We start from the raw sequence: 11,070 nt of genomic DNA, 5'->3' as shown, positions 1-11,070 counted from the left end.
CTTGCCGACCGCCCGGCGGCGCAGCTCGGCCTGGGTGATCGCGGCGGCGGCCAGGCCGGCGGGCACCCCGGCCGAGCGGAGCGCCGCCGCCGCCGCAAGCGGGTCGCCGCCGGCCACCTCGGTCGCCGCGGCGAGCGCGGCCGACCCCTCGGGGGTACGCAGGGCGGCGAGCTGGTCGAGATCCACGCGCCCATTGTCCGGCCCCGGCCGGGGCCGACCGACGGTAGGGAGGCGGACGCGCGGGGCAGGGGTCATCCCGGCGTGTCGCGGTAACGAGCTGCGGAATTTGTGGCGACACGGAGGGCGACGCGTTGGCACTCTCCTTGACGGAGTGCTAGCCACGGCCTAATCTGCGATTAGCACTCTCCCATCGAGGGTGCCAGCTTCCGGGCCCCGTGCCCGGGGGTTTGACGCCAGGCGGACCGGCACCCGCGACGACGGCCCCGCCCGGTGGCATGTGGCAGATTGACGCTGGTCGGCCCCGCCGTCCGGCAACGAAACCAGTACCCCAGGAGGGTATGCCCGTGACTACCGCGACCAAGGTTGCGATCAAGCCGCTCGAGGACCGCATCGTGGTCCAGGCGAACGAGGCTGAGACCACCACGGCGTCGGGCATCGTGATCCCCGACACCGCCAAGGAGAAGCCGCAGGAGGGCACCGTCCTCGCTGTCGGCCCGGGCCGGATCGACGACAAGGGCAACCGCGTGCCGATCGACGTGAAGGTCGGCGACACCGTCCTGTACTCGAAGTACGGCGGCACCGAGGTCAAGTACGCCGGCGAGGAGTACCTGGTGCTCTCCGCCCGCGACGTCCTCGCGGTCATCGAGAAGTAAGCAACCGATCAGTGCCACTGCCCCGGTCCGGCTCGCCGGGCCGGGGCAGTGACGCTTCGAAGGGATAAAGATGGCGAAGATCCTGAGCTTCTCGGACGACGCCCGGCACCTGCTGGAGCACGGTGTCAACGCCCTCGCGGACACGGTCAAGGTCACTCTCGGCCCGCGCGGGCGCAACGTCGTCCTGGACAAGAAATTCGGTGCGCCCACGATCACCAACGACGGCGTGACCATCGCCAAGGAGATCGAGCTCACCAACCCGTACGAGAACCTCGGCGCGCAGCTGGTCAAGGAGGTGGCGACCAAGACCAACGACGTCGCCGGCGACGGGACCACCACCGCGACCGTGCTGGCCCAGGCCATGGTCCGCGAGGGCCTGCGCAACGTCGCCGCCGGTGCCAACCCGGCCGGCCTCAAGCGCGGCATCGACGCGGCGGCGGCCAAGGTCTCCGAGGCGCTGCTCGGCCGGGCCGTCGAGGTCGCCGACAAGAAGTCGGTGGCGCACGTCGCGACGATCTCCGCGCAGGACGCCACGATCGGCGAGCTGATCGCCGAGGCGATGGAGAAGGTCGGCCGCGACGGCGTCATCACCGTCGAGGAGGGCTCCGCGCTCACCACCGAGCTGGACGTGACCGAGGGTCTCCAGTTCGACAAGGGCTTCATCTCCCCGAACTTCGTCACCGACGTGGAGGGGCAGGAGGCGGTCCTGGAGGACCCGTACATCCTGATCACCACGCAGAAGATCTCGGCGATCGAGGAGCTGCTGCCGCTGCTGGAGAAGGTCCTCCAGGACAGCAAGCCGCTACTGATCATCGCCGAGGACGTCGAGGGTCAGGCCCTGTCCACGCTGGTGGTCAACTCGATCCGCAAGACCCTCAAGGTCTGCGCGGTGAAGGCCCCCGGCTTCGGCGACCGCCGCAAGGCGATGCTGCAGGACATGGCGATCCTCACCGGCGCCGAGCTGGTCGCCCCGGAGCTGGGCTACAAGCTGGACCAGGTCGGCCTGGAGGTGCTCGGCACCGCCCGGCGCGTCGTGGTCGACAAGGAGAACACCACCATCATCGACGGCGGTGGCCAGGCCAGCGAGGTCGCCGACCGGGTCGCGCAGATCCGCAAGGAGATCGAGGCCTCGGACTCCGACTGGGACCGGGAGAAGCTGGCCGAGCGGCTGGCGAAGCTCTCCGGTGGCATCGCGGTCATCAAGGTGGGCGCGGCGACCGAGGTCGAGATGAAGGAGCGCAAGCACCGCATCGAGGACGCCATCGCCGCGACCAAGGCCGCCGTCGAGGAGGGCACGATTCCGGGCGGCGGCGCCGCCCTGGCGCAGATCCTGCCGGCGCTCGACGACGACCTCGGCTTCACCGGTGACGAGAAGACCGGCGTCTCGATCGTGCGCAAGTCGCTGGTCGAGCCGCTGCGCTGGATCGCCCAGAACGCCGGTCACGACGGCTACGTGGTGGTGCAGAAGGTCGCCGACAGCCAGTGGGGTCACGGCCTCGACGCCGCCGTCGGCGACTACGTCGACCTGGTCAAGTCCGGCATCATCGACCCGGTGAAGGTGACCCGCAACGCCGTCACCAACGCCGCCTCGATCGCCGGCCTGCTGCTCACCACCGAGAGCCTGGTGGTGGAGAAGCCGGCGAAGGCCGAGCCGGCCGCCGCCGGTGGCCACGGCCACTCGCACGGCCACGGCCACCAGCACGGCCCGGGTTTCTGACCTACGCCGTACGACACGCTCAGGGCACGCCGGCTCCCCACGGCGTGCCCTGACGCGCATCCGCCCCGCGTTCCCCTGGGGTTGTCGCTTACGGAACGCCCCTGGGTTGTTGCTTACGGAACGCTGACGTCCCTGTCGTTCTCCCGGCCCGATCGGAAACACTGGGCGGATGGGCGCCATCTCGCGCGGGTACGCCGCGCTGGCCGGGATCACCGCCGCCGCCGTCGCGATCGGTACGGCCGAACCGGTGGCGGTGCTGACCGGTCCCCGGTCGGCACCGCTGGTCGCCGTCGGAGGACTGGTGGTGGACACCGTCCCCGAGCCGGTCAAGCAGTTCGGCATCGCCGTCTTCGGCACGTACGACAAGATCGCCCTGCTGGTCTCCACGGCGCTGTTGCTCGCCGGTTTCGCGGCGCTGCTCGGCGTCCTCGCCGCGCGCCGGCTGTGGTTCGGCCTGGCGGGCATCGCGGCGCTCGCCGCCCTCGGGGTGGCCGCCGCGCTGACCCGGGCCGGCGCGGACGCCGCCGACGCGCTGCCCGCACTGGTCGGCGCGGCCCTCGGCGCGCTGGCGCTCCGGCTCCTGCTGGCCGGCCCCCTGCACCCCGACCCCTGGCCCTGGACCCCGCCTGCCGAGAGCAAGGAAGGGCCCCTGGTCAACACCCCCCTGCCAACAAGGGGCCCCTCCTTGCCTCCGGAGGGGCGGCGGCGGTTCCTCACCGGCGTCGGCGCGCTGACCGGCGCGGCCGTCGTGACCGGGCTGGGCGGGCACTGGCTGGCCGGGCGGCGGGGGGTGTCGGCGGCCCGGCAGGCGGTCGCCCTGCCCGCGCCCGCCTCGCCCGCGCCGGCGGTGCCGGCCGGGGCGGACCTCTCCCTCTCCCAGCTTGCCCCCTACGTCAGCCCCACCTTCGGGTTCTACCGGATCGACACCGCCCTGGTGGTGCCACAGGTCGATCCGGACACCTGGCGGCTGCGCGTCCACGGCCGGGTGCGCAACCCGATCGAGCTGAGCTTCGCCGACCTGCTGGCCCGCCCCATGGTCGAGCGGTACGTCACGCTGGCCTGCGTGTCGAACGAGGTGGGCGGGGACCTGATCGGCAACGCCCGGTGGCTCGGCGTGCCGATCCGGGAACTGCTCGACGAGGCGCAGCCGGAAAAGGGCGCGGACCAGGTGGTCGGGCGTTCGGTCGATGGCTGGACCTGCGGTACCCCGACGGCGGTGCTGCGCGACGGCCGGGACGCACTGCTCGCGGTGGGCATGAACGGCGAGCCGCTGCCGGTGGAGCACGGCTTTCCGGTACGGATGGTGGTGCCCGGCCTGTACGGCTACGTCTCGGCCTGCAAGTGGGTGACCGAGTTGGAGCTGACCAGCTTCGCCGACTTCGACGCGTACTGGGTGCCCCGGGGCTGGTCGGCGCAGGGGCCGATCAAGACCCAGTCCCGCATCGACACCCCCCGCCCACGCAACCGCCTCACTGCCGGCCCGGTGACGGTCGCCGGGGTGGCCTGGGCCCAGCACCGGGGCATCCGCAGGGTCGAGGTACGCGTCGACGACGGCCCGTGGCGGGAGGCGACGCTCGCGCCCGTTGTCTCGGTGGACACCTGGGTGCAGTGGTCCTGGCAGTGGCCGGCCACCACCGGCGAGCACACCCTCCAGGTGCGGGCCACCGACGCCGACGGCGAGACGCAGACCGAGCGCCGGCAGCGGGTCGACCCGGACGGCGCGACCGGCTGGCACACGGTGCGGGTCACCGTCCGCTGACCGTCCACTCGCGTATGCCGGCAGGCCGGCGAGCCGGTCACCCGGCCGTGGGCGTGTCGGTGGGCCTGCCTGGTGGGCCTCACCCGACCGTGGGCGTGGCGAAGGGCGGCAGCCCCCCGGAACGGGGGCCGGGAAACATGACGCGGCTCCGCGTCCCGGGTCGGGGACGCGGAGCCGTCGATGCGCCGTCGGTGTGCGGTGCGTCAGGCGACGCTGCGCTGGGCCGGCACGGTGGACTTGTGCGGGCGGCCGAGGCGGGCCTCCAGGCGGGCCACGTCGACCCGTGACTGCCGGCGGTCGGCCAGGTCCTCCCAGCCCACCGCGAGCAGTCGCAGTCGCTCCGCCTCGCTGAAGCCGCCCCAGACCCCGTACGGCTCGCGGACGGCGAGGGCGTGCGCGGCGCACTCGGCGCGTACGGGGCAGACCCGGCAGACCGCCTTGGCACTGGACTCGCGGCGCAGTCGGGAGGAGCCGCGCTCGCCGTCCGGGTGGAAGAACTGGGCACTGTCGCGGCCCCGGCAGGCACCGAGCCGCTGCCAGTCCCAAAGGTCGACGATGGGTCCGGGTAGCCTGCGTACGTTCGACATCAGCACCCCTCCTCCCGCGCGGCACCGCGGAGATCCTCAGCTTGACCGGTGTCCGGGCGGCGGCCCCGCTGGCGCACCGTTTCCGGCTCGGGCTCCCCGGTACCCCGACTTCCTCCGGCTCACACTTCTGTGATCGGAAAGCTCGGACAGAACGCCTTATATGACCTATCTGTCGGAAAAGTTCGGAGGATTGCCGGGAACACCCACCCGAAGCGACCTCCCCATGGTCTGCTCGGGGTCGGAGAGGAGACCACAGTGCGTACTGTTCTCGTGTGCGTTCGGACACCGCTCGCCGCGCAGCAACTGACCACCGCGGCGGCGCGACTCGGGCTGTCCGCCGCTGTCCGTACCGCCGTCTCCGATCCCGAGGTGATGCTGCGCCTGGCGGAGGGGCCGGCGGACGTCGTGCTCGCCGACACCGCCCTCACCCGCCCGGACAGCGCCGGCTTCGTCCGGCGGGTGCTGGCCCGCGCCCCGCAGGCTGCGGTGCTGCTGCTCGGCGCGGAGGAGTCCGAGGCCGCCGCCGCCACCATCGGCGCCGGCGCCCGGGGGCTGATCCAGGGCACCGACCACGACCTGACGAGCGCGGTGGCCAAGGCCCTGCTGCTGCTCTCGGCACCCGGCCGTGCCGCCCACAGCCGGGTGACCGACCCGCTCCGGGACGCCGCCTCCGTCGGTGGGCCGGTGCGCTCCGCGCCGGCCGGGCGCCCCCCGGCCAAGTCCGGCCCGACCTGGCCGGCGGGACCCGAGGGCTCGGCGGGCGCTCCGCCGGCGGTGGTGCCCGTGCAGCGCGGCGACGACGAGGTGGAGGCGGCCGGCGAGGGAGAGACCACGGCGGCGGCCGGGCAGCGTCCCGCCCCGGCCCGTGGCGGCCGGAGCGCGATCGGCCTGACCGAGCGGGAGCTCCAGGTGCTGCTCGGCATGGCCGAGGGCAAGAGCAACGCCGAGATCGGCCGCGAGCTGTTCGTCTCGGAGGACACCGTCAAGACGCACGCCCGCCGGCTGTTCCGCAAGCTCGGCGCCCGGGACCGCGCGCACGCTGTTGCCGCGGGCTTCCGCGCCGGCCTGGTCACCTGACCCGCTGACCCTCTCGGTGATCTTGCACTTGGTGCCCGCGGTTCTTGACTTTCGCGGCGTTTGTCCGGGCCGGATGTGCAAGATCGCGGGAGAGGGGCCGGGGCTAGGGGGTGGGGTCTTCCTCGGTGGCTTCGGTGAGGGTGTCGTGCACGCCGTCGGCGTACCCCCGGGCGTAGTCCCAGGTGACGTAGTGGTCCGGGTCCGGGTCGTAGGCCGGCTCGTGCACCCGGGGGCGGCCGGAGCTGAGCAGATGGCGCAGGTTGCCCCGCAGCAGGTCCCAGTCGAAGTAGTGCGGCTCGCGGCAGTCCTCGCACTCGATGACCAGCCCGCGCACCCCGACTGGGGCCAGCAGGGCCTGGTAGACCTCCAGGTCGGCCAGGTCCTCAAGCACGTCCTGCCGCTCGACCTCGGTCAGCGGGTCGAGTGTGTCGTCGTCCGCCGGGTCGTGCAGCTCCGCCGCCGGATCGGCCGGGTCGCCGTTGAACGGGTCGATGGGCTCGTCGTGCACCCCCTCACCGTAGACCCCGCGACCGCCGGACGCCCGCCCCCGTCCGGCCGGTCACCCCGCGTCGGCCTCGGCGGGGGTGAGCGTCACGCTGCGTCGTCCACCGGCCCGGCTCCGGCGGGGGCGGCCGGGGCCGATGGGTACGATGGCACCGACGCGCCCTCACCCGACGTGCGCCGGATGCCCGCGCGCGCCACCTCGCTGAAGCCCGCCCGACCCAGCTCAGGAGAGCAATCGTGGACAATTCGCCCAGCACCGATCTGCCGGCCGGCGCCGACCACGGCGAGCTGGGTGGCCATCTTCCGGAGCTGCCCGCCGGCTCGGCCCGCGTGGTCCCGCTCGGCCTCACCTTCGACGACGTCCTGCTCCAGCCGGGCGAGTCGGACGTGGTGCCCAGCCGGGTCAACACCCGCACCCGGCTGACCCGCAACGTCGAGCTGACCATCCCGCTGCTGTCCAGCGCGATGGACACGGTCACCGAGGCGCGGATGGCGATCGCGATGGCCCGCCAGGGCGGTATCGGCGTGCTGCACCGCAACCTCTCCCTGGAGGATCAGGCGCTCCAGGTCGACCTGGTCAAGCGCTCCGAGTCCGGCATGATCACCAACCCGGTGACCGCGAGCCCGGACGACACCCTGCGCGACGTCGACGCGCTCTGCGGCCGGTACCGCATCTCCGGCGTCCCCGTGGTCGACGGCGACGGCCAGCTCGTCGGCATCGTCACCAACCGGGACATGCGCTTCGTCTCCGAGCCGTCCACCCCGGTTCGCGAGATCATGACCCGTACGCCGCTGGTCACCGCCCCGGTCGGGGTCAGCAAGGACGAGGCGCTGGCCCTGCTGCGCCAGCACAAGGTCGAGAAGCTGCCGATCGTCGACGGCTCGGGCCGGCTGCGCGGGCTGATCACCGTGAAGGACTTCACCAAGAGCGAGCAGTACCCGAACGCCACCAAGGACGACGCCGGCCGGCTCCGGGTGGCCGCCGCCGTCGGCGTGGGCGAAGACGCGTACAAGCGGGCCCGGGCGCTGGTCGACGCGGGCGTCGACGTGATCATCGTGGACACCGCGCACGGCCACCAGCGGGCGGTGCTGGACATGGTCCGCCAGCTCAAGTCCGAGGTGACGATCGACATCGTCGGCGGCAACGTGGCCACGTACGCCGGGGCCAGGGCCCTGGTCGACGCCGGTGCCGACGGCGTGAAGGTCGGGGTGGGCCCGGGCGCGATCTGCACCACCCGGATCGTCGCCGGGGTCGGCGTACCGCAGATCACCGCGATCATGGAGGCGGCGCGGGCCGCCCGCCCGGCCGGCGTCCCGGTCATCGGCGACGGCGGCATTCAGTATTCGGGCGACATCGCCAAGGCTCTCGTGGCCGGCGCCGACACCGTGATGCTCGGCAGTCTGCTGGCCGGCTGCGAGGAGAGCCCCGGCGAGCTGATCTTCATCAACGGCAAGCAGTACAAGGCGTACCGGGGGATGGGCTCGCTCGGCGCGATGCAGTCGCGGGGCCAGGCCAAGTCGTACTCGAAGGACCGCTACTTCCAGCAGGACGTGCTCGCCGAGGACAAGCTGGTCCCCGAGGGCGTGGAGGGTCAGGTCCCCTGCCGGGGGCCGCTCGCCGCCGTCGCCCACCAGCTCATCGGCGGGCTGCGCGCCGCGATGGGGTACGTCGGCGCGGAGAGCGTCCCCGAGCTGCACCGGCGCGGCCAGCTCATCCGGATCACGGCGGCCGGGCTCAAGGAGAGCCACCCGCACGACATCCAGATGACCGTCGAGGCGCCGAACTACCACTCCCGCTGACCACCCCCGACACCACCTGGAGCCACCATGCGTGACGTGGTCGAGATCGGCCTGGGCAAGACCGCGCAGCGCGGTTACCACCTGGACGACATCGCCATCGTGCCGAGCCGCCGCACCCGGGACGTCGACGACGTCTCCACGACGTGGCAGCTCGACGCGTACCAGTTCGACATTCCCTGCGTGGGGCACCCCTCGGACGCGACGATGAGCCCGGCCTCCGCCGTGCGGCTCGGCCAGCTCGGCGGGCTCGGGGTGCTCAACGTCGAGGGCCTGTGGACCCGGTACGAGAACCCGACCAAGATCCTGGAGGAGCTGTCGGGCCTCGGCGAGGACGCCCGCGCCACCAAGCGGCTCCAGGAGGTGTACGCCGAACCGATCCGCCCGGACCTCATCGCCGAACGGGTACGCGAGCTGCGGGCCGGCGGCCGCACGGTGGCCGTGCGGGTCTCCCCGCAGCACACCCTGACGTTGGCCCCGGTGATCCTCGACGCGGGCGTGGACGTCCTGGTCATCCAGGGCACCATCGTCTCGGCGGAGCACGTCTCCACCACCGACGAGCCGCTGAACCTCAAGGAGTTCATCGCCGACCTCGACCTGCCCGTCATCGTCGGCGGCTGCACCGACTACAAGACGGCGCTGCACCTGATGCGCACCGGCGCGGCCGGCGTGATCGTCGGCATCGGTGGCGACGACTGGTCGACCACCGAGTCGGTGCTCGGCATCCGGGTGCCGATGGCCACCGCGATCGCCGACGCCGCCGCGGCCCGCCGCGACTACCTCGACGAGACCGGCGGCCGGTACGTGCACCTGATCGCCGACGGCGACATCCAGACCTCCGGCGACATCGCCAAGGCGCTGGGCTGCGGCGCGGACGCGGTGATGCTCGGCGAGCCGCTGTCGCTGTGCGCGGAGGCCCCGGCGGGCGGCGCGTGGTGGCACTCGGCGGCCAGCCACCCGTCGCTGCCGCGCGGCGCGTTCGAGGTGGCCGGCGAGCCGCTCGGCGAGATGGAGCGGCTGCTGTTCGGCCCGGCCGACGAGCCGGACGGCCAGCTCAACCTGTTCGGCGGGCTGCGCCGGGCGATGGCCAAGTGCGGGTACCGCGACCTCAAGGAGTTCCAGAAGGTCGGCCTGGTCCTGGACCGCTGATCTCCGGTCCCGGCGCACGCCCGGGAGAGCACGTGCAACGGCCCCGCCGCGCAACGCGGCGGGGCCGTTCTGCCTCGGGTGTCAGCTCGCGCCGAACTCCACCCTGTCCTGCTCCCAGGAGAGACTGTCCTGCTCCCAGGAGAGAAAGGCTCGATCGAGGCGAAACTTGTGCTCCTGGCAAGCAGAAGTGAGGTCGATTTTGAGCCTATTGCCTACTTTGCGCCCTTGGTGAGTTGGTTTGGGCTAGGCTCGCGCCTGCGACGGACGAGGAGAGCTATGGTCCGAACAGGAGAACGAACGGTCGGCCAGGCATTCGGCCTGGCCGTCCACACCGTCTCACGGATCCACGCCGGCCTGACCGTCTGCCTCGTCGCGGCCGCCCTCGCCGTCTGCACCGGGGCACCCCCGGACCCCGACCGGCCCCGGGCCGGGGCGGCCGACGCCGGCGACCCGTACGTGCCCGGGCGCGGCAACGGCGGCTACGACGTGGCCGCGTACCGGCTGCGCGTCCGCTACGACCCGGCCGACGACCGGCTCACCGGGCACGCCACGGTCACCGCCACGGCGACGACCGGGCTGTCCCGGTTCAACCTCGACCTGTCCGGGCTGACCGTCGGCGCGGTCCGTGTCGACGGCGCGCCGGCCCGACACGCCCGCGACAGCGACGAACTGGTGGTCACCCCGGCGCGGAGTCTGGCGCGGGGCACCCGGTTCGCGGTCGACGTGGAATACACCGGGGTGCCGCAGCCGGTCGGGAACACCGCACTGGGCCTCGGCGGCTTCCTCGCCACCGCCGACGGCGCGGTGGCGCTGGGCCAGCCCGACTCGGCGGCCACCTGGTACCCGGTCAACGACCACCCGTCCGACAAGGCCACCTACGACATCGAGGTGACCGTCCCCGACGGGCTGGCCGCGGTTAGCAACGGCGTGCCGGCGGGGCGGGTCAGCGGCGGCGGCTGGACCACCTGGCGCTGGGCCGAGCGTGCCCCGATGGCCAGCTACCTGAGCATGCTCGTGATCGGCGACTACCGGGTCGCCACCGGCACCCACCACGGCAGGCCGATGGTCACGGCCGTCGCGGCGAGCCTGCCCGCCGACGGGCCGGCCGCCGTCTCGCTGGCGCGGACCGGCGAGATCGTCGACTTCCTCGCCGACCGCCTGGGCCCGTACCCCTTCGACTCGTACGGCGGGATCGCGCTCGCCGATGGCCGCGTCTCGTACGCCCTGGAGACCCAGTCCCGCCCGGTCTACGGGCCGAGCTTCTTCCGCTCCGGCCGCCCCGACCCGGTGGTGGTCGCCCACGAGCTGGCCCACCAGTGGTTCGGCGACAGCGTCTCGCTGGCCCGGTGGAGCGACATCTGGCTCAACGAGGGCTTCGCCACGTACGCCGAATGGCTCTGGCTGGAGCACGACGGGGGCCGCACCGTCGAGCGCAGCTTCGCGGCCCACTACGCCGCGACGGACTGGTCGCAGCCGTCGGTCGACCCGGGCCGGGCGAACATGTTCGGCAACGCCGTCTACCAGCGGGGCGCGCTGGCCGTGCACGCGCTGCGGCGGACCGTCGGCGACGAGGTCTTCTTCCGGATCCTGCGGTCCTGGACCGCCGAGCGGCGCGGCGGCAACGTCACCACGGCGGACTTCGTCGCC

The 11,070-nt window shown here is 72.9% G+C and carries 9 protein-coding genes and 1 pseudogene; 7 read left to right on the top strand and 3 right to left on the bottom strand.

Features of this window, described 5'->3' with window-relative positions; translation table 11 throughout:
- Nucleotides 1-186 (bottom strand): annotated as a pseudogene (locus MCAG_RS10520) (SAM-dependent methyltransferase); the annotation flags it as partial.
- A gap of 332 nt (nt 187-518) precedes the next feature.
- Here MCAG_RS10520 and groES point away from each other — a divergent pair.
- The 3 genes from groES to MCAG_RS10505 all read left to right on the top strand — a co-directional run bounded on the left by groES (nt 519) and on the right by MCAG_RS10505 (nt 4,309).
- Nucleotides 519-833: a co-chaperone GroES gene (groES, locus tag MCAG_RS10515; RefSeq protein WP_018222648.1), complete on the top strand. Its 315-nt coding sequence runs from the start codon at nt 519-521 to the stop codon at nt 831-833.
- 70 nt (nt 834-903) lie between these two features.
- A complete protein-coding gene (gene groL, locus MCAG_RS10510; protein ID WP_007072942.1) occupies nt 904-2,550 on the top strand; it encodes a chaperonin GroEL in 1,647 nt (548 codons plus the stop codon).
- Nucleotides 2,551-2,719: 169 nt separating this feature from the next.
- On the top strand, nt 2,720-4,309 hold the full coding sequence (locus tag MCAG_RS10505) for a molybdopterin-dependent oxidoreductase (RefSeq protein WP_007072941.1): 1,590 nt from the start codon (nt 2,720-2,722) through the stop codon (nt 4,307-4,309).
- Between the two features lie 203 nt (nt 4,310-4,512).
- On the opposite strand, the gene MCAG_RS10500 is transcribed toward MCAG_RS10505, so the two are convergent.
- Entirely contained in the window at nt 4,513-4,896 is a 384-nt protein-coding gene (locus MCAG_RS10500; RefSeq protein ID WP_007072940.1) for a WhiB family transcriptional regulator, read from the bottom strand.
- 255 nt (nt 4,897-5,151) lie between these two features.
- Here MCAG_RS10500 and MCAG_RS10495 point away from each other — a divergent pair, with 255 nt between their 5' ends.
- Nucleotides 5,152-5,973, top strand: coding sequence for a helix-turn-helix transcriptional regulator (locus tag MCAG_RS10495; protein WP_036373056.1), 822 nt, complete (start codon nt 5,152-5,154; stop codon nt 5,971-5,973).
- Between the two features lie 103 nt (nt 5,974-6,076).
- Here the strand turns inward: MCAG_RS10495 and MCAG_RS10490 are convergent, their stop codons facing one another.
- Nucleotides 6,077-6,481 (bottom strand): DUF5319 domain-containing protein, encoded by a 405-nt coding sequence (locus MCAG_RS10490; protein WP_007072938.1) that lies wholly within the window; start codon nt 6,479-6,481, stop codon nt 6,077-6,079.
- 233 nt (nt 6,482-6,714) lie between these two features.
- Between MCAG_RS10490 and guaB the strand changes: the two genes are divergently transcribed.
- The 3 genes from guaB to MCAG_RS10475 all read left to right on the top strand — a co-directional run.
- A complete protein-coding gene (gene guaB, locus MCAG_RS10485; RefSeq protein ID WP_007072937.1) occupies nt 6,715-8,277 on the top strand; it encodes an IMP dehydrogenase in 1,563 nt (520 codons plus the stop codon).
- Nucleotides 8,278-8,304: 27 nt separating this feature from the next.
- Nucleotides 8,305-9,423 carry a GuaB3 family IMP dehydrogenase-related protein gene (locus MCAG_RS10480; protein WP_007072936.1) on the top strand — a complete coding sequence of 373 codons (1,119 nt, stop codon included), beginning with the start codon at nt 8,305-8,307 and terminating at the stop codon, nt 9,421-9,423.
- Between the two features lie 276 nt (nt 9,424-9,699).
- A partial coding sequence (locus MCAG_RS10475; protein WP_007072935.1) for a M1 family metallopeptidase occupies nt 9,700-11,070 on the top strand: 1,371 nt, incomplete at its 3' end.

This window comes from Micromonospora sp. ATCC 39149 (assembly GCF_000158815.1).
Taxonomy (GTDB): Bacteria; Actinomycetota; Actinomycetes; order Mycobacteriales; family Micromonosporaceae; genus Micromonospora.
The sequence above is the reverse complement of the archived record's forward strand: the minus strand, read 5'-3'. Positions and strand labels throughout refer to the sequence as shown.

Excerpts from the sequence above, each read along its gene's own strand:
- MCAG_RS10505 (WP_007072941.1), top strand. The coding sequence starts at position 2,720 with ATGGGCGCCATCTCGCGCGGGTACGCCGCGCTGGCCGGGATCACCGCC.
- groL (WP_007072942.1), top strand. The coding sequence starts at position 904 with ATGGCGAAGATCCTGAGCTTCTCGGACGACGCCCGGCACCTGCTGGAG.
- groES (WP_018222648.1), top strand. The coding sequence starts at position 519 with ATGCCCGTGACTACCGCGACCAAGGTTGCGATCAAGCCGCTCGAGGAC.
- MCAG_RS10480 (WP_007072936.1), top strand. The coding sequence starts at position 8,305 with ATGCGTGACGTGGTCGAGATCGGCCTGGGCAAGACCGCGCAGCGCGGT.
- MCAG_RS10500 (WP_007072940.1), bottom strand. The coding sequence starts at position 4,896 with ATGTCGAACGTACGCAGGCTACCCGGACCCATCGTCGACCTTTGGGAC.